Genomic DNA, 24,267 nt, shown 5'->3' on the forward strand with positions numbered 1-24,267 from the left:
TTGCATGGACTAAAAATAGGAATGATGGAAAGAATAAATGCTGTAATTACAGGAGTCGGCGGATATGTTCCTGACTATGTATTGACAAATGAAGAATTGTCAAGAATGGTCGATACCAATGACGAGTGGATTATGACTCGCATTGGAGTAAAAGAAAGACGTATTTTAAATGAAGAAGGGTTAGGCACTTCTTATTTGGCGCGTAAAGCAGCTAAGCAATTGATGCAGAAAACGAATTCAGATCCTGATTCGATTGATTGCGTGATTGTGGCAACTACAACTCCTGACTATCATTTCCCTTCAACTGCTTCGATTTTATGTGATAAGTTGGGGCTGAAAAATGCGTATGCATTTGATTTGCAAGCAGCTTGCAGCGGATTCCTTTATGCTATGGAAACGGCGGCAAGTATGATTCAGTCAGGAAGACATAAAAAGGTTATTATAGTTGGTGCTGATAAAATGTCTTCGATGGTGAATTATTCAGACCGTGCCACCTGTCCGATTTTCGGGGACGGAGCTGCTGCTTGTATGGTAGAAGCAACAACAGAAGAATATGGAATTATCGATTCAATATTGCGCACTGATGGAAAGGGACTGCCTTTCTTGCATATGAAAGCAGGTGGTTCGGTATGTCCTCCTTCATATTTTACGATAGATAATAAGATGCATTATTTGTATCAGGAAGGAAGGACTGTATTTAAGTATGCAGTTTCGAACATGTCAGATGTGACGGAGGAAATCGCTCAGAAACACGGCTTGAACAAAGATAATATTGACTGGATTGTTCCTCATCAGGCGAATTTGCGTATCATAGATGCTGTCGCTTCGCGTTTGGAAGTACCCTTAAGCAAAGTGATGATTAATATCCAGCGGTACGGCAATACCAGTGCCGGCACGTTGCCGCTTTGTTTATGGGATTATGAAAAACAATTGAAGAAAGGCGATAATATTATCTTCACCGCATTTGGAGCCGGTTTCACATGGGGTGCTTCGTATGTGAAGTGGGGATATGATGGCGATAAAATTTAAGAATAAGATTAATCTTTATAAAAAACGCATCCCAATCCGATGCGTTTTTTTGTATAGTTGATGAAAGATTGAGTATGCACAAAGCCGGATTTGTAAATATTGTGGGTAATCCCAATGTCGGGAAATCTACATTGATGAACTTGTTGGTGGGAGAACGTGTCTCGATTGCGACCTTTAAGGCACAGACCACCCGTCACCGTATTATGGGAATCCTGAATACGGATGATATGCAGATTGTTTTCTCTGATACTCCTGGCGTGTTGAAACCAAACTATAAGCTTCAGGAGTCGATGTTGAATTTCTCTGAGTCTGCTTTGGTGGATGCAGATGTTTTGTTGTATGTAACAGATACAATAGAAAAGCCGGATAAGAATAAAGAGTTTGTAGAGAAGGTCCGCAACTTGGATATACCTGTTTTGTTGCTAGTCAATAAGATTGATTTGACCAATCAAGATAATTTAGTAAAGCTGGTAGAAGAATGGCATGGATTGTTGCCCGATGCTGAAATCATTCCAATATCAGCGAAGGCAAAATTCAATGTGGATGCGGTGATGAAGCGTATCACGGAATTATTGCCGGATTCTCCTCCTTATTTCGGAAAAGACCAATGGACGGATAAGCCTGCGCGTTTCTTTGTGACAGAGATTATCCGCGAAAAAATCTTATTATATTACGACAAGGAGATTCCTTATTCTGTAGAAGTCGTGGTTGAGCAGTTTAAGGAGGAAGCCAAGAGCATTCACATTCATGCGGTAATTTACGTGGAACGTGAATCGCAGAAAGGGATAATTATCGGCCACCAAGGGAAAGCGTTGAAAAAAGTGGCGACTGAAGCGCGAAAGGCATTGGAACGTTTTTTCCAAAAGTCTATTTATTTGGAGACTTTTGTCAAAGTAGATAAAGATTGGAGAAGTTCGGATAAGGAATTAAAGAACTTTGGGTATCAATTAGATTAATTTCGGCTGTGATAGCCGTAAACGGAAAAAGAAGAATATGGGAAATTTAGTAGCAATCGTAGGACGTCCCAATGTGGGAAAGTCGACACTGTTTAACCGCTTGACAAAGACACGTCAGGCTATTGTGAACGAGCAGGCCGGTACAACCCGCGATCGCCAGTACGGAAAGTCTGAATGGCAAGGAAAAGAGTTTTCGGTGGTAGATACCGGCGGGTGGGTTGTTAATTCGGATGATATTTTTGAAGAAGAAATCCGGAAACAGGTAATTTTAGCCATGGATGAAGCGGATGTCATTCTTTTCTTGGTGGATGTAAAGAATGGAGTGACGGACTTGGATATGGATGTTGCCGCAATTTTGCGCAGGTCGAAGAAGCCGGTGATTGTGGTGGCAAACAAGACGGATAATAATGACTTGCAATACAATGCTGCGGAATTTTATTCTTTGGGACTGGGAGAGCCTTATTGCATTTCTGCATTGAGCGGAAGCGGCACCGGTGATTTGCTGGACTTGATATTAAGCAAATTCCGGAAAGAAGCCGATGAAGAGTTGGATGAGGAAATTCCTCGTTTTGCCGTTGTAGGGCGTCCTAACGCAGGCAAATCATCTCTTATTAATGCTTTTGTCGGTGAAGAGCGGAATATCGTGACTGAGATTGCCGGAACGACCCGTGATTCGATTTATACGCGTTACGATAAATTCGGCTTCGATTTTTATTTGGTAGACACTGCCGGCATCCGGAAAAAGAATAAGGTAAACGAAGATTTGGAATATTATTCTGTTATCCGTTCCATTCGTGCTATCGAAAATTCAGATGTATGCATTCTGATGCTGGATGCTACCAGAGGCATCGAAGGCCAGGACCTGAATATCTTTTCATTGATACAGCGCAACCAAAAAGGATTGGTGGTGGTTGTCAATAAATGGGATTTGGTGGAAGAGAAGTCCGCGAAAGTCATGAAGACTTACGAAACCGCGATTCGCAACCGTCTTGCTCCTTTTACGGATTTCCCGATTATATTTGCTTCTGCCCTTACCAAGCAGCGTATTTTTAAAGTATTGGAAACGGCAAAAGAAGTATATCAGGCACGTACGACACGCATCTCTACAGCCCGTTTGAATGAAGCGTTGCTGCCTTTGATTGAAGCTTATCCGCCTCCCTCGAATAAAGGGAAATACATCAAGATTAAATATATTACGCAGTTGCCGAACACACAGGTTCCTTCTTTCATCTTCTTTGCCAATTTGCCGCAATACGTCAAGGAGCCTTACAAGCGTTTCCTTGAGAATCAGATACGGGAACGGTGGAAATTGTCAGGCACGCCGATTAATATATTTATTCGGCAGAAATAACAGAGGAGCATTTTCTCTGCCTTTTGTAGAGACGTCACATGGGTGGCGTCTCTAAACATATTGAATCAGTTGGGGAGTATAAAATAAAAAAGCGATAGTCCTCTTCTCTGACCACCGCCGGCTTCCAAAAGAACCCCCATTAATAGGGTTCTTGTTTCATCTTCATTCAGTTGTTTGTGTTTTTTTGTTATCCTTTTTTCTTCTTTTTACCTCAAAGCAAATTCCTAACCTATGAAAACTGTAATTCCTGAAAACTTACCTTCTTAAATACTAATACCTAAAAACAAAAACATCTTTTTAAACCTAACTTAATACCTATTTGCTTTGAATGCTTAGTGCTTTTTATTTCTAATACCTTTAGTTTTTGTATGTTGTCTAATACCTATATTTGTTAGTCTTCTTGTTGGTTTCACAACCACGATGCAAAGGTATGGCTTTTTTTATTATCTGCAATAGCTTAATGGCAATTATTATAAAAAATGCTATTTTTCTTGATGTAAATCATCTCATGTTTGTTAGAATATGTTTGAAAAAGCATCCTGTGTTCGGAAACGGTTCTCCCGTGTGCGATAACGCAGCCTTTTAATGGCAAATGTTATGTCAAATTACGCTTGCATCTTAACTTGCTTAAAACGTAACTTCAAAGCGTGATTTAGGGTTGAAGTGTTAAATGGGGACGCCGGATTTCAGCTTCAGGATGCGTTGGTTGCTGCTTCCGCGAAATTCCAGCCGGGGAGAGTAAAGCGATTGTTCAAACCGTCCGTCAACCAAGACATCAATGTAGCCGAGGATGGGACGGCGAAGCGGGTCGGCAACTAACTCCTCATACGTATATCCGGTGTAACACCAAATGTTCAGTCCGGTCTGTTCACGGAATTTGCGGATAACGGGAAGGAATGCTTCGGAATGATAGAACGGATCGCCTCCGGAGAAGGTGATTCCGTCCAGCAAGGGATTGGCTTTGATTTGGGAAATCATTCCGTCAATGACCTTATCGGTCAAAGGAGAACCGGCTAAAGGATTCCACGATTCAGGATTGTGGCATCCTTTGCAACGGTGGCTGCATCCGGCAAGATAGATGGAAAAGCGGATGCCTTCACCGTCGACAATGGTTTCGGGATATGTGTAGAGGTAATGGAGCACTTTTTTAATGATGTTTTACACGGTCGCGTTCTTCGGCACGTTTGGCAGAATTCCAACTGTTTAAGTCCCCGGTCAGATAACCTGTGATGCGGCGCATGCGGAGGATGTTCTCGCTGTTGCAGATGGGGCATTTGTCGTAGATTACACCCCGGTATCCGCAGTTATGGCATGTGTCTACCGGATGGTTGATAGAACCGTAGCCGATGCCTTCATCGTGCATCACTTTGACAATCTTGGCAATGGCGCGCACATTCTTTTGCGCTTCGCCGTCCAGTTCCACATACGTGATGTGTCCACCCCGTGTCAAGGCGTGAAACGGTGCCTCGCATTTGATTTTCTCAACGATGCTGATGGGTTCTTTTACGTCTACGTGGAACGAGTTGACGTAATAATCACGGTCTGTCACACCGGGAATAATGCCGTATTTCTTGCGGTCGATACGGGTGAAACGTCCGGAAAGCCCTTCGGCAGGCGTGGCGAGTATCGAGTAGTTCAGTCCATATTTCTGTTTGAATTCGTCTGCTACCCGGTTCATTTCCTCTATTGCCTCGTATAAGGTGTTCCATGCTTTGCGGTTATGCCCGTGCCCTGTGCCGTAAAGTGCGGTCATGGCATTGTGTCCGCCGATAAAACCGATGCCTAACGTGCCTTGCTTCAACACGTCGCCCACTTCATCGTTTGGATTCAGTTTGCCTCCTCCTTTCCATACATCGTTGCTCATCATGAACGGGAACTGGCGGGCAAGGGCGGTCCGCTGGTATTGGTAGCGGACATACAGTTGTTCTCCGATAAATTCCGACATGCGGTGCACCGATTGCAGGAACAGCTCTTTGGCGTGTTGTTCGATGGCCTCCTGGCTTTGGTTTCCCGGTGTGCGCTCTGCTTCCCGGCGTGCTTCGATGGCAAGGCGGGGCAGGTTCATTGTGGTAAACGAAAGGTTTCCCCGTCCCAGACTGGTCTTTTCGCCGTTCAGGTTTTCGAATACACGGGTGCGGCATCCCATGGTGGCAAGCTCGTAGCGGTACCGCTTCGGGTCGTTCGGATTCCATTTCTCGTTTTGGTTGAACGGGGTGTCTAAGAACATGAAGTTCGGGAAGAGGGCTTTCGCCGTAGTGCGGCATGCTTTCAGAAACAGGTCAAAGTTGGGTGCCTCGAAGGTCATTCCGCCGTTCAGTGCCGCTTCAAAGTCGGTCATTGCTTTCTGATAATCGGCATCCGAGTAGGATACCCCGTCTTTTATCTTGAATATCTGGATGGGGAATACCGGCACTTCGCCTTGCGTGCCCAGTCCTTCAACGGTGGCTTGGAGCAGTTCTTCGATGACCATCCGTCCTTCGGGAGAAGTGTCCGTCCCGTAATTGATGGAACTGAAAACCACTTGGTTCCCGCCTCGCGAGTGCATGGTGTTCAGGTTGTGGATAAATCCTTCCATAGCCTGATGCGTGTCTTTCCGCACTTGCTTGTGGGCGGAGTGCAGGATGTGTGCCAGTTCTTCTTCGGTGAGAAAGCAGCCTTCGTTTGCCAGTGCTGCAAGGAAAGCCTTTTGGGCTTTTGCGTCCGGTTCTATCGAAGTCAGGTGTTTGCGTACGTGTTCCGTCAGGGCTTTTTCGTCTATCGGCGTTCCTTTCATTTCCATATAGAAAGCAATGTCCGTTACAATCGCTTTCTGATAGCTTTTCAATACGCCTTTTGCCATGAAGAAGTCGAATGCCGGAATCGCTTGCCCTCCGTGCTGCTCGTTCTGGTTGGTCTGGAAGATAATGGTAGCCAGTGTGGCATAGCTTTGGATAGACTGGGGCGTGCGGATGCTTCCGTTCTTGGTATGGAACCCCCGTTCGAACAGGTCATCCAAGTCATATTGGATACACGTGGTGGTTTTGGTGGGATAATAATCCAGGTCATGAATATGGATATCCCCCATGCGGTGCGCTTCGGCATATTGCTTGGGCAGCAGGTATTTGTACGTGTAGTCTTTGGTGACTTCCGAGGCGAAGGTCATCATCTGTCCGGCAGGCGTATGGCTCGACATGTTGGCGTTGCTCAGGTTCACGTCGTTCTTGTCTATTGCCACGATGCCGTCCATGATGTGTTTCATCTGTGTCTTGCGCTCGCGTTCGGTATTGCGCCACTGGCGGTAGATGATGTATTTCTTCGCTACTTCGGGCTGCACTTTCATCAGTTCGTTTTCTACGAGGTCTTGTATTTCTTCTACTCCCAATGTCGGATGGGTGAAGTGTGCGATGACCCGGCGGGTAATTTCCTCGATAAGCTGTTCCTGTTTTTCCAGTCCGGTGGCTTGGAATGCTTTCCCGATAGCGTTCGAGATTTTGGATGCCGAAAAGCTTTCTTGCTTTCCGTCCCGTTTAATGATGCAAATGTCTGCTGCGTTCATACGTGTTGCTTTTATAAGGGGTTGAACAAACAGTTGCAAAGGTAATGATTTGGATGATAATTCAAAATTCAGAATCTTCGTTGTTGTCTAAATTGGATAACTTCGAAAAATAAAAACGGCGTTATATATACGTGTAACGCCGTTTTATGGATAACTTAATTTATAATTGGATTCTTCTGTTTGAAAATTGAAGAATGTTTATATTAGGAAAGCCCTACCGGTTCCAGCCCCATTTCCTTGGCTTTCTCCAGCATAAACCGGAAGGCGGCATCGTGCTCGTTGGGGATGGCGCCGTCCAGGATAGCGTCTTTAATGGCACTCTTTAAGTCGCCGATTTCACGGCAGGGATGCAAGTTGAAGACCTGCATGATTTCCTTTCCGTCTACCGGAGGCTGGAAATTACGGATGCGGTCTTTCTCTTCCAGGTCTTTCAGCTTTTGGCGCACCAGCTTGAAGTTGTCCAGAAAACGTTGCTTGCGTGCCTCGTTTTTCGAGGTAATGTCCGCTTCGCAGAGTGCCATGAGGTCGTCTATGTCGTCTCCGGCTTCGAACAGCAGGCGGCGTACCGCCGAGTCGGTCACCTCGTCATCGGCAATGACAATGGGGCGCATGTGAAGCCCTACCAGCTTTTGGACGTATTTCATCTTTTCGTTCATGGGCAGTTTCATGCGCCGGAATATTTCGGGCACCATTTTTTCTCCTATGTAATTATGGTTATGGAAGGTCCATCCCAGGCGAGGGTCCCAGCGTTTGGTGCGCGGTTTGCCGATGTCGTGCAACAAGGTCGCCCACCGCAGCCAGAGGTTGTCTGATACTTTCGCGATGTTGTCCACCACTTCCAGCGTGTGGTAGAAATTATCCTTATGCCCTCGTCCGTTGCGCACTTCTACGCCTTGCAGGGCGGTCAGTTCGGGAAATATCAGTTCCAGCAGCCCGCAGCGGTCAAGGTCGACAAATCCTTTCGAAGGGATGGGCGAGAGCAGGATTTTGTTCAGTTCGTCTTTGATGCGTTCGTACGAGATGATTTTAATCCGTTCCCGGTTGCGCTCCAGCGCGTTGAATGTTTCGTCTTCGATGTAAAAGTTCAGCTGGGTGGCAAACCGGATGCAGCGCAGCATGCGCAAGGGGTCGTCGCTGAACGTGATGTCGGGGTCGAGCGGCGTGCGGATAATGCCTTGCTTCAAGTCGTCCAGTCCGCCGAACGGGTCAATCAGTTCGCCGAACCGGGCTTTGTTCATGCATACCGCCAGGGCGTTGATGGTAAAGTCGCGCCGGTTCTGGTCGTCTTCCAGTGTTCCGTCCTCTACGACAGGCTTGCGGCTGTCGTGGCTGTACGATTCTTTCCGTGCCCCTACGAATTCCACTTCGGTATCGAAGAATTTTACTTGCGCGGTGCCGAAATTATGGAATACCGACACGTGCGCCTTCGGTCCCAGGCGTTTCCCCAAGGCTTCTGCCGTCTGGATGCCGCTTCCTACTACGACCACATCGATGTCTTTCGACGGGCGGTTGAGGAAAATATCACGCACGTAGCCTCCTACAACGTAGCATTCCAGCCCCAGTTCATCAGCGGTTTGGGAGATTAAACTGAATATTTTACCGGTAAAATGTTCCTTCAGATTCATGCGTTATGTTTTTTCGTTTGAAAATAGCGTGCAAAATTACAAAAAAAGAGATAGCTTTGCAGGGAATAAACCGATTAAATTGTATTTTTGTTTTGTGATAAGCATTTTGGGAGTGACAAAAAAACAACGCATTATGAGAAAAACAGTATTGGCAGCCCTCTGCCTGATGGCGCTTCTTTCGGGCTGCAACGGAGATTCGAAGAAAGCCGGAGCCTTGTTCCAGCAGGCGGAGCTGGCATACGCTTCGGGCGATTACAGTCTGGCTAAGTTGCAGATAGACAGCATCCGTACGCTTTACCCGAAGGCGGTGGAAGTCCGCAAGGCGGCTATCCGGCTGATGCAGAACATCGACATGCAGGAGCAGCGCAAGACGCTTGCCTACCTGGACAGCATGATGCTGGTGAAGCAGGCGGCTTTCGATTCGATAAAGGGGAATTACGTATTGGAAAAAGACACCGCCTATCAGGAAACGGGCAATTATTTCTATCCCACGCAGGTGGTAGAGAAGAACATCGGGCGCTCCTTCCTCCGGGCGCAGGTGAACGAGCGGGGCGAAATGTCGCTCACTTCCATTTATTGTGCCGGAGGGAATATCCACCACACGGCGGTGAAGGTCAGCACCGATGGGGATACGTTTGCCCAGACCCAGCCTTCCTCGGACAGCTACGAGACGACCGACTTGGGGCGTGCCATCGAGAAAGCCGATTACCGGGTGGGGAAAGACGACGGGGGCGTGGCGTCATTCATCGCTGCCAATCGGGATAAGCGCACGTTCCGTCTGGAGTTTATCGGAGACAGGAACTATCGGACTACAATGCGGAGGGACGATGTGAAAGCTATCGTAGCAATCAATGATTTGGCGCGTATCCTTTCGGCTATGGAAGAAATCCGCAAAGAACAGAACGAAGCGAACCTGAAATTAAAGTTCGTTATGCGGAAGATGAAGGAAGCGGAAAAGGCTGAAGAATAGTCCCTTTTATGTGCCTTCCTGCCTGCGTAAGCCAACGCAGGCTTTTGTCTCAGGAGTTTCACCGTGCTGAAACTGCAGTTTCAGTGCAGTGAAACTATAGTTTCAGTTAGCTAAAACTATAGTTTCAGCTAACTGCGACAAGCGTGAAACTATTTTCTGTTTGCGAAGCCATGCTTTTGTCTTGCCATTCCCTTCTGTATAAGCCTAAAAAAATCCGCCGGCTCCCTTGCTCACGCAAGCCTGCCGGCGGCACTTGAAATCTAAGAGAACTTATAGATCAATGCTGTATTATTCCGTTTTCACCACAGATTACACAGATTTTTCAATCAATTTTCTGTGTGCTCTGTGGCTCTGTATTTTATTTTGAATATCCGCAAACATCCCATGTAGGGGCGTATCGCATACGCCCGAATGCGTCCACTTATCCACGCGGATGCCTTCAGGGCGTATGCGATACGCCCCTACAGGGCAATTGGATGGAATGCGGATATTCATATTTTAATTTATTAATCTGTGTAATCTGTGGTGAACTTCATGTCATTCCGTCTTCAGGTTTTCCACCGGATTCTCTCGTGTGGCTTTCCGGCTGATGAGGTACACCGAAACCAGCGAGATGAGGCTCACGATGAGGACGGAAGCTATCGGAACCCACCATGGGAAAGTGCTTTCATATTCTATGATGTTGTTGATGCTTCTCACGCCTGTGATTGCCAGCGGGAGGGCAACGAGCAGGCTGATGCCGATGGAATGAAGCGAGAAGCTCATCAGTCGTTTCTGTTCTTCCAGCGGACTGGAGCCGAACACCTTGCGGATTGCCATATCCCGCTTGCGCTGGGCAATGAAGTAAATGCTCATGGCGGTCAGCCCTAACAAAGAGATAAGGAATGCCGCTCCAGTAAAGATGCCTATCAGCTTGTTCATGCGGAAGAGATGTTTGTATTGGTCACGCATTTGGTTGTGATACCAGCGTGATTTATAAGGGATATCTTTTACGAACGACTCATACAACGTGTTTAGTTGTTGTTGGTAATCTGCCAAGTCGCCGTCGTTGGTCTCTATTAAAATCTCCCATGGATGCACGTCTTTTACGTCACGGATTTGAATGCGCAAGGGACGTTGTGAATCCATAACGCTCCGGATGTGAAAGTCTTTGAACACTCCGCTGATGTAGAAGCCACGTTTCCCTTCACGTGTGTTGGGTACGTAATTGGTAATACCCGGCATCTCCTTCAATGCATTTTCGCTCACCATCCATGCACCGTCATCGTTTGTTAACTGGTAGTCTTGTGTGATTTGAATGCCGAACATGTCGATGAAAGAAGAGTCGGCAATGAAACATTGGAAACTCATCGACTTGGTGCTCCCTTGTATGGGGACGTTCATTGTATTGTTATTTCCTCCGTCGCGCGGCGTGCCTTGGGTGAAGCAGATTCGTTTCACGAAAGGCAGTTTCAGGGCTTCGTTGCGGAAGGCGAGCAGTGTTTCGTTTTCGCCTGCTGGCGTGAGGGCAAGGATGTTTCCGTAGGTATATCCCAACGGTTCGTGCAGGATGCGGTATAATTGCACGCTCAGGAAGAGGGCGCAGGTAAGCATGGCAATGGTTAAGCCGTTTTGCACGATATTCAGTATGCGCAGGTAAATGGTTTTGGTCTTGCGGCGGAACGTGCCTTTCACTACGTCCAGCGGACTGTAGTTCGAAAGGATGGTGGCAGGGATGAAGCCCGACAGGTAAGACAACAGTAAGATGAATGCAATATAAATAAGGAGTGTGCCTATGGTCAGGTCTCCTATCAGGTCGAGCTTGACTTGAAGCAAATCCATGGCAATTGGTTCGGCTGCCTTAGCCAGCAGGAAGCCGATAAGGAAAGCCGTGAAGGTGAGCAATGCTGATTCGGCTATCATGCGCCAGAAAATATCGGGACGTGACGAGCCGAGCAACCTGCGTGTTGCCATTTCCTTGGCTCGGTAACTGGTTTGCGCCACACTCATGCTGATGTAATTGAATACCGCCATAAGCAAGATGAGCACACCCGCCGTGAGGATAATCCATACCATAGTGATGTCGTATTGCTCCATAGGAAGAACGCAGTCTACGTTTGTTGCAAAATAGAAATCCCGAAGGGGAATAAAGCTCACCGGTTTGCCACCAAACCACCAAATCTCTTTCAAGTAGGCACTTACATCCTTGGCTTTCTCGTTCGGGTCTACGCCTTTCGGGCAGCGTATGAAAACCATGGCACTTGTGGCATTACTCATACGGTCGTCTTTGATGCTAATGGTCCCGTTTATGTATTCAGTATTCTCGTAAGGAATAATGGCTTGGATATTGTCGGGGATGATTGCATTGTTGAAATCTTCCATGATACCCGTGACGGTGAATGTCTGGTCATTGATTCCAGGGAAGTGCAATGTTTTACCCAAGGCGGGGTGTCCTCCGAATAGCATATTGGCACACGAGCGGGTGAGCACGATGCTGGTATTGCTTAGCAAGACTTGTTCGGGATTGCCTTCTATCAGCTTGTAGCTGAAGAACTCGAAGAAGTTTTTGCGGGTGGTCAGCAGCTTGATATTGACTGGTTTCTCTTCTATTAAAGTATATTGAACGTATCCGGGCGTATAAGAACACCAGTCTTCTACTTCCGGATACCGGCTTTGCAGCTTCTCGCCGATAAGGTAATGGGCATTGGCGAATTGACCGTTGGTAAGTACAAAGGTGCGGTCAGCGTCCCGTTGGCCTTTTTCCACGGTAAGCTGGCGGGTCACCATGTTGGCAATCAGTAGTACGAACATCAGTGAGATACTCAGCCCCGCCACGTTGACGAATGTAAAGAGCTTGTTGCGCTCTAAGAAGGTGAAGTAGGTCTTCATTTCAATTAATAATTAACAATTAATAATTAATAGTTGGTTTGTGTCTTTTTCACCACAGATTACACAGATTCATCAATTGATTTTCTGCGTGCCCTGTGGCTTTGTATTTTAATTTTTAAATATCTGCAAACATCCCCTGTAGGGGCGTATCGCATACGCCCGAATGCGTCCACTTATCCATGCGGATGTCTTCAGGGCGTATGCGATACGCCCCTACAGGGCAATTGGATGGAATGCGGATATTCATATTTTAATTTATTAATCTGTGTAATCTGTGGTGAACTTTATTTCATTCTGTCTTGATGCTGTTCGCCGGATTCTCGTTGGCGTTCTTCCAGCTTTGCACCGTGACCGTAATCATGGTGATGGCGGTGACGAGGAGGAAGGAGGTGAGGAATATCCAGGCACGGATAGGTGTGCGTTCGGCGAATCCTTCCAGCCAGTGCTGTCCTATCCACCAGCCGAAGGGAGCGGCAACGATGAAGCATCCTATCAGTATATACAGGTAACGGCGGTTGAACATGCGCAGGATTTCGCCCGTGGTGCTGCCGAATATCTTGCGGATGCCTATCTCCTTGCGGCGGTACTCGCTTTCGAACATGGTCAAGCCGAATACGCCGATGATGCTGATGACAATGGCAAGCAGGGAGAAGAGCAGAATTTGCTTGGTGAACCGCAGTTCGTTGCGGTACGCATTGTCGAGCACTTGGTCCATAAAGCGGAAATGAAAGTCGTGTCCCGGCGTGAACTTCTCCATTGCCTTCTGCAGCGAACGGATGATTTCCACCTTGTCTGTTCCGGCAGAGACGCGGACGTTGACGGTGTTTTCCCAACCTTCCCAACCTAAATCTTTGGTAGAGAAGAATGCCATGGGGCGTTCATCGTTATCGTTGCGGAACGAGGTAAACTTGATATTCTCGCAGAAACCTATGACAGGGAAAGCCATGCTCTTTTGGAATGGAGGCTGGTTCAGTGTGAGCCATGGGTATTTCTTTCTTGCGGCTTCGTTGAAAATGAATCCGCTGCCGTCTGTAGATTTAAAATTACGTCCTTCGGTCAAGCGGATGCCCATTACATCCAAGTAACGGTAGTCTACCGGCATCACCTCATAGTTCATTGTCCGTTCCCCTTCGGAAATGCCCCAGCTCATATAAGTGTCGGATGAACTGAGAACGAATTGCGAGAACGCCACGCCTTCCACACCCGAAATGCGTGACAGTTCGTCTACGACGGCATTCATTTGTTGCTTGACTTCTTTGGTTGTTTCGCCCACAATGATGGCATCTTTGTCATAACCGTATTCCGAAGTGCGGATGTATCGGCTTTGAGCATACATGATACCGATAGCGATAATCAGCATAAAGGAGATGAAGAACTGGAAACAAACCAGTGTTGTGCGCAACTTCCGTCCCTTGGGTGATAAGCCGAACGAGCCTTTCAGTACGAGGGCAGGAGGGAAAGAGGTAACGTAGAACGATGGATATAGCCCTGCCAGTATGCCTATTAATACACTGATGCCGAAGGTGGCGATTAAGAGAATCACATGTTTGCCTAAACTCAAGTCGGCACTGACCAAATCTTCTACGCCCGAATCGCGCAAAGCCAGTATCAAAACAAGGCTGAGGGCAAAGGCAAGGATGCTGACGAGCACCGATTCCATAATCAGGCTGGTGCGGAGCGAGCCGGTAGTTGCCCCTAACACTTTTTGCGTATTGATGCTTTTGATACGCATCGGCGTTTCGGCAAGCGAGAAATTCATAAAGTTGATAGCGGCGATGATGACGATGAGAAACGACACGCAGATAAGCAGATAGACCGTAGTACGGCTGCTGGCACTCTTATTCCCTATTTTCGAGAAATGGACTTCCGATAAGGGAGTAAGGCGGAAGAAAGGAGTGCCTTCCTTCAGTTCGATTCCTCCCGTGAAAGGTTTCATTTCTAACAGTTTTTGGCTGACTATTTTCTCGATGCTTTCCGCTTGCGTGGCATCGCTTAGGCGTACATAGCAGATATAGTTGAAATTGTTCCAGTTGTCTTTGTTCTCGTTCTTGTCGAGCGGTTTGAGGAGCATGTTTCCTAACTGTGTGTTTTCGGGGAAATCCTTATATACTCCACCTATGGTCAGCGGTTTGTTGTCCGCTTGTTTGCCTTCGAAGATGGTTTTACCTACGGCGTCTGTACTCCCGAAAAAGCGTATCGCCATCGATTGGGGAATCAGGATGTTCCCTTCTTGGTTGAGCGCATCGGCAGAGCCGGCAATCATTTCGGGTTGGAAAGTCTTTATGAAGTTGCCGAATCCGGTTTGTGTGGTTTCGTTGAACAGATGTCCGTTCACTTCATAATCGTAACCACTGTTCCAAATCATAGCGTTAGACACCGCTTCAACGTAGGGAGAACTGTTCTCGATTATTTCTCCAAACGGACGGGATAACCATGTTTGCCAGTCTCTGTCTTCCCCTCCTTTAAATTCGGCGCGGAATATCTTTTCATAATCCTTATACCCTTTATTGAAATTCAAATCATAGTCTACCTGCGTCATGATGACGAAGAAGGAGGCGAAGGCGATTGCCAGCCCGATGATGTTCAGGACGCTTGCCGTGAGGAAACGCCGGAAGGTATGCGAGAAGTTGCGTGCTAAGGTGTTCATGTGGTTATTTACTATTTAGCGATTTACTATTTACGATTTCTTTTCACCACAGATTACACAGATTTTTTAATTGATATTTCTGTGTATCCTGTGGTCCTGTGTTTTAAATTTATTAATCTGTGTAATCTGTGGTGAACTTTATTTCATTCCGTCTTGATGCTGTTCGCCGGATTCTCGTTGGCATTCTTCCAGCTTTGCACCGTGACCGTTATCATGGTGATGGCGGTGACGAGGAGGAAGGAGGCGAGGAATATCCAGGCACGGATAGGTGTGCGTTCGGCGAATCCTTCCAGCCAGTGCTGTCCTATCCACCAGCCGAAGGGAGCGGCAACGATGAAGCATCCTATCAGTATATACAGGTATCGCTTGTTGAACATGCGGAGGATTTCGCCCGTGGTGCTTCCGAATATCTTACGGATGCCTATCTCCTTGCGGCGGTACTCGCTCTCGAACATGGTGAGCCCGAACACGCCTATCATGCTGATAACAATGGCGAGCAGGGAGAATAGCAATACCTGGCGGGTGAAGCGCAGCTCGTTGCGGTAGGCATTGTCGAGCACTTGGTCCATGAACCGGAAGTTGAAGTCATGCCCCGGCGTGAACTTTTCCATTGCCTTTTGCAGGGAGCGGATAACGGCTACCTTGTCCGTTCCGGCGGAGATGCGGACGTTGACGCGGTTTTCATAACTCCAATTTTTTGCGTTGCTGACATAAATGAATGCCATAGGCTCTACAATGTCGTTGTTTCGGAACGTACTGAACCGGATGTTTTCGCAGAAACCCACTACGTTCCAGTCGCCGGGAGTGGCTGGCATATCTACCGCCATCCACGGATATTTCTTGCGTGCGGCTTCATTGAAGATGTATACGCCGTTGTCGCTGGGCTTGAAGTTGCGTCCGTCGGTGATGCGAATGCCCATTACGTCCAAGTAATGTTCGTCTACAGGGAAGCAGGCGAAATTGATGTTCTTGTCTCCTTCGCCTCGTCCCCAACTCATATAAGTATCTTGCGAATTGAGTACGAATTGCGAGAATGCCACGCCTTCCACGCCCGATATGCGCGACAGTTCGCTTACTACGGCATCTTTTTGCTTGCGTGCGTCTTGGGTTACATCGCCTACGACAATGGCATCCTTGTCATAACCGTACTCCGAGGTGCGGATGTAGCGGCTCTGTGTGTACATGATGCCAATGGCGATAATCAGCATGAACGCCACGAAGAACTGGAAGCATACCAACGCCGTGCGCAGCTTCCGTCCTTTGGGCGAGAGGCCAAACGAACCTTTCAGCACCAGTGCGGGAGGGAAAGACGTAACGTAGAATGAGGGGTACAGCCCTGCCAGCACGCCAATCAGAATGCTGATGCCGAACGTAGCTGCCAGTAAAGGCAAATGCTTGCCGAGGCTGAGGTCGGCTGTCACCAAATCCTGTATGCCTGAATTGCGTACGGCGAGCAGCAGCACCAGCGATACGGCAAAAGCGATGAGGCTGATAAGCACCGATTCCGCAATAAGTCCGCCGCGCAGGGAAGAAGTCTTTGCTCCCAGCACCTTCTGCGTGTTGATGCTCTTGAGGCGCATCGGCGTTTCCGCCAGCGAGAAGTTCGTGAAGTTGATAGCGGCAACGATGACGATGAGGAACGACACACAGATGAGCAGGTAGACCGTGGTGCGGCTGCTGGCACTCTTGTTGCCGATTTTAGAGAAATGCACTTCCGATAAAGGGATTAAATGAAAGAAATCAGCGTTGTCTTTTTCTTCTTGTAACCCTTCTTGCAGTTCTTCAGGCGCTATTTTCATCAGTTTTTGGAATGCCAGCTTCTCCACTTCGGAAACGTTTGCCGGATTGTTCAGACGGTAATAGCAGGTGTAGTTCCAGTTGCCCCAGTTGTTTTTGTCTATGTCCGGGTCAAAAGGCATAAAGATATAGTTGCCTATCTGCGAGTTCTCGGGGAAATCCTTGTAGACACCGCCTATGGTCACAGGCTTGTTATCCGACTGTTTGCCTCGGAACAGCATTTTGCCGACGACGTCCGTGCTTCCGAACATGCGCATAGCCATTGAGACGGGAATCAATACGTTGTCTTTCTTTTCCAAGGCATCGGTAGAGCCTGTTACCATTTCGGGCTGGAACACGTTCATAAAGTCGCCGAAGCCGGTCATCATAGGTTCGTTGAAAAGATTTCCATTCACTTCATAATCGTTGTCGTTTACCCACCCGGTAATGGCGGATGCCTGGATATGTGGCGAGGCGGTGCCAATCAGTTCGGCAATGGGGCGAGGTGTCCAAAGCTGCCAGCCCCATTCCTCGTTGGGCTTGATTTCCAGCCGGTAGATATTCTGGTAATCCTTATACCCCTTGTTGAAGTTCAAGTCATAGTCCACCTGCGTCATGATGACGAAGAAGGAGGCGAAGGCGATAGCCAGCCCGATGATGTTGAGGACGCTTGCCGTGAGGAAACGCCGGAAGGTATGCGAGAAGTTGCGTGCTAAGGTGTTCATTTTATTCAGTTAATAGTTAAAAGTTAATAGTGAATAACGGTTTTGGTTTTCACCACAAAGGTCACAGAGTACCACGGAGGTTATAATCTTTATTTTTAAGACTCTGTGTGCCTCAGTGTCCTCTGTGGTGAACTTATTCCTCAACTTTCAGCCGGCGGTCATTGATTTTGCTTAAGAAGCCGTCTTTGATGTCTGCCGAATGCGCCTTGCCGCTCAGCTTGAGCGAACTGACTCCATCGGCACGAGCTTTCAGCTTATCGCAATACACGTTGACATTGCCTTTGCCCACACCGTCGATATCTATCTGTACTGTCTGACAATGCAGGTCGGCGATTTTTATAGTGCCGACGCCGTCTATTTCGAAACGGATGTCTTCGGCTTTTAGTGGTTCTTCGCATTCGAATGTGCCTACGCCATCTATTTCCACTTCATCGAGCGTGGGGGCGGAGAGATAGAGGGTTGTACCTTGAATGTTCTGCTCCCGTTTGCCCTCTTTCCGTTGGTCGATGATTAGTGTGCCGTTTTTTACTGTGGTGGTGAGTCGGTCCAATTCTTCGGCTTTGCCTTCTATACGGCACGACCAAGTGTCGCTTTGCGCGAAGCGGACGGTTGCCACGCCGTCGATACGGATGGAAGTGTAGCCGCTGATGTTGCGTGTTTCGCTGGTCTGGTTGTCTTTTGCCATGCAGGCGTTGAGGCTTGCGCCGAGAAGTACGATGAGTGAAAGGATAATCTGTTTCATAAATTTCATGTTTTTAATGGTTGTTGTATCGTTCTAGGGGGCGAATTGGGCTTTTTTCACCACAGATTTATCAAATTATTATTCTTCATTTAATAAATCTGTGTAATCTGTGGTGAAAAATCCGTCATTTTAAGATGAGCACTTCGTTGTCCTTGTAGCTTTCGTAGCCGGAGACGATGACGCGTTCGCCCTGCTCCAGGCCTTCCAGCACCTCGTAGTATTGGGGGTTCTGACGTCCGATGCGGATTTGGCGGCGGTATGCTTTCTTGCCGTCCTTGTCGAGGACGAAAATCCAGTTGCCGCCCGTCACTTGGAAGAACGTTCCTTTCGGGATGAGGACGCTTTGGGTCGGTTCGCCCAATTGCAAATCGATGTAATACGTCTGTCCGCTGCGGATATTTTCGGGGCGGTTGCCTTCGAAGACAAGGTCGGTGCGGAAACGTCCTTCGCGCACTTCGGGGTAGACTTTGCGCACCTTGAGGCTGAACGTTGCTCCCTGCCGTTCGAAGGTGGCTGGCAGCCCGTTGGTGACGCGGTCGATGTAGTGCTCGTCTATCATTGCTTCAATCTTGAAGTCGGAGAGGTCGTTTATCTGGCCCACCATTTGTCCGGCAGTGATGTTCTGTCCCAGTTCCACATCCAGCAGTCCCAGTTCTCCGTCTATCGGGGCACGCACTTCCAGCTTGTCCTTGCGCTCGCGGATGAGGAGGACGTTCTGGCGCATGTTGTGCAGGTTGTCTTCCATCTGGTCCATTTGGATGGTGCGGTAAATGGAGTCTTGCACAAGGCGTTCACTGATGAGGGCATGCTGCTTTTGGGCTACCTGATAATCTTCTTCCGCTTGCAGATATTCTTCGCGGCTGATGAGCCGTTCGTTGTAGAGGCGTTCGTATTGTTGGAAGGTGCGGAGCTTGCGGCGGGTATCTACGTCGAGCTGTACCTTTTCGGTCTCGTTGTTCAGCTTGTCTTGCTGCATGGTCACTTGCGTGTTACGCAAAAGGTTTTGTTTTTCGGCGAGTTCCGATTCGGCGTTCAATATCTGCAGGTCGAGGTTCGAGTTGCTCAGGCGGAGGATGACGTCGCCTTTCTTCACGTGCGCGCCTTCCTCGACTACTTTTTCCTGCACGATGCCGCCTTCTTCGGGGCTGAGCTGCACGATAGAAATGGGTTGCACTTGTCCGTTGAGGCGGATGTAGTCGTTGAACTCTCCGTAGGTGACGTCGGCGATGTTGAGCGCGTCGCCGTCGATGCGCAAGGTGGATGCGTGGTTGCCGAAGATAATCCATACCAGCAGGGCGAGGATGACCGCGCCGCCTGCGATGTAGGGGATGTGTTTCTTCTGAATGCCTTTTTTCTTTTCGAGTTGAATATCCATAATTTTAAAATTTACGATTTTGCGATTTACTATTTACTATTCTTCATTCCTTATTCTTTTTTGAAACGCAGATTCACGCAGATTTTCACAGATTATAAATTTTAATGATTAAGCCCAATCTGTGTTAATCTGCGATAATCTGCGTTTCTTTAGTAGCATTTCTCTCTTCATTCCGAATGATTTCCTCTCCTTTATAATAATCTACCAGGCGGCACTTCATTACGTAGGTGAGTTTGCTTTGCAGCAGTCCGGTCTGGCTTTCGAGGAGGGTGGATGCGTTGTTCTGCACGTCGAGCGAGGTCATCAGTCCTTCTTCGAACTTGCGGCGTGTGACGCGGTAGGCGATGGAGTCGGAGGTGACTTTCTTTTCCATCTGCAGGCTTTCCTTGAGGAATCCTTCGCGGTCTTGCACGGCTTGCAGCACCAGTTTCTGCAAGGCTTCTTTCTGTGCCTCGTATTGCTGGGTGGCGATGAGGTAATTGTTTTTTGCCTGCTTCACACCAATGGAACCGGACATGCGGTTGAAGATGGGGATGCTCATCGAGATGCCGAAGTAGGAACCGAAGTTGTTCTTCATCTGGTCGGCGAAGTTGTCGTAGCCGCTTTGGTGTAACTCTTTATAATAAGAAGAAGAGATGCCACCGAAGATGCTGATGGTAGGGAAGAGCGAGCCCCACGATATCTTGCGGTTCATCCGCGCCACTTGCTTGTTCATTTCCGACTGGCGCAGGGTGGGGTTGCAGTTGAGGGCGATGCGGAACACATCATCGGCATTGTCTGCCGAGAGCCGCACCTGTTCGATGACGGGTGTGTCTATCAGCCGGGTGTCGAGCACGAGGGTATCCGCTACGGGATAGTTCATCGTCTGCTTCAGGGTGAGCATTGCCGTCTCATAGAGGTTGCGCTGATGGGTCAGGTTGTAGGCATCGGTGGCTTGCTGGGCTTCCATTTGTGCCACGTCTGCCATGCCTTTCAGTCCCAACGCTTCTTGGCGTCGGGTCTTGTAAACTAATGAGTCGCTTTCTACCAGCTTCTGTTCTGCCAGACGGGTCGTTCCGTAGTAATAAAGAGCGTCGATGTATGCCTGGAAGGTTTCGAGTGCGGTATTGTCTTTCGCTTCCTGCAGGGCGGCTTTGCCTAACAGTTCGTTCGCTCTTGCCCGCCGCACTTGGTTGATAAGGCTTCCTCCCTGAAAGATAGGCATCGAGCCTTCCATGGCATAGCCGTTGTTGAACGTAGATTGTGAGATGTAGGTGTTGGTTTCGGGGTCTACCGAACGTCCGTAACTGTACTGTGCACTCACGCTTCCGCTTACTCCAGGCAGGAATTGCCCGATGGCTTCTATCTTGTCCAGCCGGTAGTTGTCGGATTCCAGTTTTCGCTGCTTCACGGTACGGTTGTGTTCTACAGCGTATGCCATGCAGCGGTCGATGTCCCATGCTTCTTGGGCGGTTGCCGCCAGGCTGCACAAACAGAGCAGCATGCCCATTGATTTTCGTATGTTCATTGTCTTGTTCATTATTTCGTTCTTATTTCTGCTAATTTACAAGCAAAAATCGTGCCAAAAAGTTAAGATGTTAGTTCTTAGCAGGTTATATATTTTAACATTTCAAAGAGTGTCAAAAAATTAGACGGTAGGTGTCAAAAAATTAGACACTTGACGTGAAAGGACGTATTGTTTCTTTGTGTATCTTTGCAGACAGAAAGATGAAACGCAGATTCACGCAGATTTTCACGGATTAATAAAAATCAGCGTTAATCCGCGTTAATCTGCGTTGAAAAAATCAGAAACAACAATGGCAAAACAAGGAACCTTATTGGTTGTAGACGACAACCGGAACATATTGACTTCGTTGCGCTACCTGCTGGTGGATTACTTTGCGCGGATACTGACGCTCGATTCGCCCGTAACGATTCCCACAGTGTTAGCGCAAAATGAAGTGGATGTGGTGTTGCTGGACATGAACTTCGCTTCGGGTATCAACAATGGGAATGAAGGGCTTTATTGGCTGAAGGAAATCCGCCGTATCCGTCCGCAGGCGGGTGTGGTGTTGTTTACTGCATACGCCGACATCGACCTTGCCGTGACGGGTATTAAGGAAGGTGCGGCTGATTTTGTAGTCAAGCCGTGGAACAACGACAAGCTGATTCAGACATTGGTGGAGGTATATAATAAGGTATGTGCGCAAAAAAAAGAGAAAAAGCGTACGGCAGGAAAGGCAAGCAGAACCGATACGGCAATGTATTGGGGTAACTCGCCGGCCATCCGCCCTTTACGTGCATTGGTGGAAAAAGTCAGCACTACGGATGCCAATATTCTGATTACCGGCGAGAACGGTACGGGCAAGGATATGCTGGCGCGTGAGATACACCGCCTTTCGAACCGGAAAGACGGGCCGATGGTCGTGGTGGATATGGGTGCCATTACCGAATCGCTGTTCGAAAGTGAATTGTTCGGTCATGTAAAAGGTTCGTTCACCGATGCCCATGCCGACCGTATCGGACGCTTTGAGGCTGCCGATGGCGGAACCTTGTTTTTGGACGAGATAGCCAATCTGCCTTATTACCTGCAGGCAAAACTGCTGACCGCCATTCAGAAGCGGAGTTTCATCAAGGTAGGAAGCAACCTGCCGCAACCTACCAATATCCGCCTGATATGCGCCACAAACCGCGACTTGGATGAAATGGTACGCAAGGGGGAGTTCCGTGAAGACTTGCTTTACCGCATCAACACCATTCACTTGCACATCCCTTCGCTCCGCGAGCGGAAAGAAGATATTCTTCCGTTGGCGCGGATGTTTTTAGAACGCTATGCCAAACAGTACGGGCGGACCAACGGTACGTTTTCTCCGGATGCGGCAGCCCGGCTATTGGCATATCCGTGGTATGGGAATATCCGTGAATTGCAGCATACGATTGAGAAAGCTGTGATTTTGGCGGATGACGGTGAGTTGCGTGCCGAATCCTTGCAACTGGCACCGGTAACGGAAAAGGAAGAAGTCCGTGCGGCAGGCGAAAAAGCTGAAACTGTTTTCCATACGCTTGATGAAATGGAGCGGACGATGATTCAGCAGGCTTTAGACCAGTGTGGAAGCAACTTGACGCAAGCGGCGGTCAAGTTAGGCGTGACCCGTCAGACGCTTTACAATAAAATGAAACGTTATGGGTTATAGATGGATTTATTCAACATTCTTTCGGCTTGTGGTTCTGGCAGGCGGAACTGTATTGTTGACTTTCAGTATATTGCAAGGAAGCTGGTGGGCAGGGATAACCGGCGGCATGCTGTGTGTGTTGGCAGCTTGGTTGTCCTACCGGATGCAGCAGCAGTTGCGCGAGAAGTGCTGGCTGATGTTGGAAGCCATCCGTAACCGGGATTATTCTTTCCGTCTTCCGCTGTATGGCTTTTCGGGAGGCGAGCGTGTGTTGCAAGAAACCTTAAACCAGTTTGGGAACTTGATGGGTGAGCAAAAGCAGCTGATGGAGCAGCGTGAGCGGTTTTACGAACAGATTCTTTCCAGTGTCAGTTCGGGGGTTGTCATACTTAATGAGGAAGGGACCGTTGTCCAGACAAATCCGGCTGCAGCCCGTTTGTTTGCTGTTCCGATGCTTAGTACGTTACGGCAATTGGAACGTTATGGAGCGGAAATACCCGACATGTTGCGTACGTTGAAGGCGGGTGAACGTTGTAACCTTCAGTTTGCTATGGTGAAAGGGGAAGTGCAGTTGGCGGTCCGTGCAACAGAGATGCGGTTGGGCGAGGACACCGTGCGTATTCTTACCTTAAATGATATCCGTAACGAATTGGATGCAAAAGAATTGGATTCGTGGATAAAATTGACGCGAGTATTGACGCACGAGATTATGAATTCCATCGCGCCCATTTCTTCTTTGAGCGAAACCTTCCTGAAGCGGGAGGACGTGATAAACAGTCCGATTTACGACGGCATCCGTGCGATACACGAAACCTCTACCGGGCTGATTTCTTTTGTGGACAGCTACCGGAAATTCTCTGCTTTGCAGAAGCCTTCGCCCGAACCGTTTTATTTGCTGGACTTGCTTCGTCAGATACAGGGGTTGAGCCTGATTCCCGAAACGATTTCGCTTACCTTGCAGATTGAGCCTCCTGAACTGATGCTGTATGCTGACCCGAACCTTATCCGGCAGGTGTTGATAAATATCCTGAAGAATGCGGTACAATCCATCGGCGAGGTAAAAGGGCGCATTCATATACGTGCGTATAGCAATGCGGCGGATGAACACGTCTTCATTTACATCAATAACGACGGTCCCATTATTCCCGAGGCGGAAGCTGAACAGATTTTTGTGCCGTTCTTCACAACCCGTACCAATGGAAGCGGTATCGGTCTGTCATTGTCCCGCCAGATTATGAAGCTCTCCGGAGGAAGCATCAGCCTGCTCAGACCCCGCGCAAATGGCTGGAACACGACTTTTGTATTGGAGTTCGAGTAACGCAGGATACCCGTGGACTGCCTTTCAGCTGCGTTCGTAAACGCATATATACTGCGTGTGCCAAGTCAGATATATGCGCCGGCGGTTTCATATATATTGAAGCCGCGGATGAAGTATATCTTCGTTTAAAAGCTAAGAACCTGATAGAATATTTATTGGAAAATTTAGAAGCTGTTTTGAATTTATCGTGCGCTGATT

At 48.2% G+C, this 24,267-nt stretch carries 16 protein-coding genes; 6 read left to right on the forward strand and 10 right to left on the reverse strand.

Translation table 11 applies throughout. The features are described 5' to 3' along the window. Positions 1 to 24 precede the first annotated feature (24 nt). From BACSA_RS13685 to der, 3 genes are all read left to right on the forward strand, one after another. Positions 25 to 1,029, forward strand: a complete 1,005-nt coding sequence (locus BACSA_RS13685) for a beta-ketoacyl-ACP synthase III (protein ID WP_041584043.1) — start codon at positions 25 to 27, stop codon at positions 1,027 to 1,029. Positions 1,030 to 1,103: 74 nt separating this feature from the next. Further along, positions 1,104 to 1,985 (forward strand): GTPase Era, encoded by an 882-nt coding sequence (era, locus tag BACSA_RS13690; RefSeq protein WP_013618626.1) that lies wholly within the window; start codon positions 1,104 to 1,106, stop codon positions 1,983 to 1,985. Between the two features lie 37 nt (positions 1,986 to 2,022). Then, entirely contained in the window at positions 2,023 to 3,336 is a 1,314-nt protein-coding gene (gene der, locus BACSA_RS13695; protein ID WP_013618627.1) for a ribosome biogenesis GTPase Der, read from the forward strand. A gap of 666 nt (positions 3,337 to 4,002) precedes the next feature. Here der and nrdG read toward each other — a convergent pair. The 3 genes from nrdG to BACSA_RS13710 form a co-directional block, all read right to left on the reverse strand. Beyond that, positions 4,003 to 4,479 (reverse strand): anaerobic ribonucleoside-triphosphate reductase activating protein, encoded by a 477-nt coding sequence (nrdG, locus tag BACSA_RS13700; RefSeq protein WP_013618628.1) that lies wholly within the window; start codon positions 4,477 to 4,479, stop codon positions 4,003 to 4,005. Positions 4,480 to 4,483: 4 nt separating this feature from the next. Next, the gene (locus BACSA_RS13705) at positions 4,484 to 6,871 is read right to left on the reverse strand and encodes an anaerobic ribonucleoside triphosphate reductase (RefSeq protein WP_013618629.1); all 2,388 of its coding nucleotides are present in this window, start codon (positions 6,869 to 6,871) and stop codon (positions 4,484 to 4,486) included. A gap of 203 nt (positions 6,872 to 7,074) precedes the next feature. Continuing rightward, a complete protein-coding gene (locus BACSA_RS13710; RefSeq protein ID WP_013618630.1) occupies positions 7,075 to 8,496 on the reverse strand; it encodes a CCA tRNA nucleotidyltransferase in 1,422 nt (473 codons plus the stop codon). A 133-nt stretch (positions 8,497 to 8,629) separates the two neighbouring features. Between BACSA_RS13710 and BACSA_RS13715 the strand changes: the two genes are divergently transcribed. Further along, entirely contained in the window at positions 8,630 to 9,466 is an 837-nt protein-coding gene (locus BACSA_RS13715) for a hypothetical protein (RefSeq protein ID WP_013618631.1), read from the forward strand. Between the two features lie 537 nt (positions 9,467 to 10,003). Here BACSA_RS13715 and BACSA_RS13720 read toward each other — a convergent pair. The 7 genes from BACSA_RS13720 to BACSA_RS13745 form a co-directional block, all read right to left on the reverse strand. Next, on the reverse strand, positions 10,004 to 12,334 hold the full coding sequence (locus tag BACSA_RS13720) for an ABC transporter permease (RefSeq protein ID WP_013618633.1): 2,331 nt from the start codon (positions 12,332 to 12,334) through the stop codon (positions 10,004 to 10,006). Between the two features lie 115 nt (positions 12,335 to 12,449). Next, complete coding sequence (locus tag BACSA_RS20760) at positions 12,450 to 12,581, reverse strand: hypothetical protein (protein ID WP_013618634.1); 132 nt, start codon at positions 12,579 to 12,581, stop codon at positions 12,450 to 12,452. 42 nt (positions 12,582 to 12,623) lie between these two features. After that, the gene (locus tag BACSA_RS13725; RefSeq protein WP_013618635.1) at positions 12,624 to 14,981 is read right to left on the reverse strand and encodes an FtsX-like permease family protein; all 2,358 of its coding nucleotides are present in this window, start codon (positions 14,979 to 14,981) and stop codon (positions 12,624 to 12,626) included. A gap of 143 nt (positions 14,982 to 15,124) precedes the next feature. After that, on the reverse strand, positions 15,125 to 17,482 hold the full coding sequence (locus BACSA_RS13730) for an ABC transporter permease (protein ID WP_013618636.1): 2,358 nt from the start codon (positions 17,480 to 17,482) through the stop codon (positions 15,125 to 15,127). Between the two features lie 133 nt (positions 17,483 to 17,615). Further along, the gene (locus BACSA_RS13735; protein ID WP_013618637.1) at positions 17,616 to 18,224 is read right to left on the reverse strand and encodes a GIN domain-containing protein; all 609 of its coding nucleotides are present in this window, start codon (positions 18,222 to 18,224) and stop codon (positions 17,616 to 17,618) included. 124 nt (positions 18,225 to 18,348) lie between these two features. Continuing rightward, positions 18,349 to 19,599, reverse strand: a complete 1,251-nt coding sequence (locus BACSA_RS13740) for an efflux RND transporter periplasmic adaptor subunit (protein WP_013618638.1) — start codon at positions 19,597 to 19,599, stop codon at positions 18,349 to 18,351. Between the two features lie 124 nt (positions 19,600 to 19,723). Beyond that, the gene (locus tag BACSA_RS13745; RefSeq protein WP_013618639.1) at positions 19,724 to 21,106 is read right to left on the reverse strand and encodes a TolC family protein; all 1,383 of its coding nucleotides are present in this window, start codon (positions 21,104 to 21,106) and stop codon (positions 19,724 to 19,726) included. 289 nt (positions 21,107 to 21,395) lie between these two features. Between BACSA_RS13745 and BACSA_RS13750 the strand changes: the two genes are divergently transcribed. Together BACSA_RS13750 and BACSA_RS13755 are read left to right on the forward strand one after the other, a co-directional pair. Further along, on the forward strand, positions 21,396 to 22,772 hold the full coding sequence (locus tag BACSA_RS13750; RefSeq protein ID WP_013618640.1) for a sigma-54-dependent transcriptional regulator: 1,377 nt from the start codon (positions 21,396 to 21,398) through the stop codon (positions 22,770 to 22,772). Further along, the gene (locus tag BACSA_RS13755) at positions 22,762 to 24,069 is read left to right on the forward strand and encodes a sensor histidine kinase (protein ID WP_013618641.1); all 1,308 of its coding nucleotides are present in this window, start codon (positions 22,762 to 22,764) and stop codon (positions 24,067 to 24,069) included. Before BACSA_RS13750 ends, BACSA_RS13755 begins: the two co-directional genes overlap by 11 nt. The last annotated feature ends 198 nt before the right edge of the window (positions 24,070 to 24,267 follow it).

It is taken from the genome of Phocaeicola salanitronis DSM 18170, assembly GCF_000190575.1.
Lineage (GTDB): Bacteria > Bacteroidota > Bacteroidia > Bacteroidales > Bacteroidaceae > Phocaeicola > Phocaeicola salanitronis.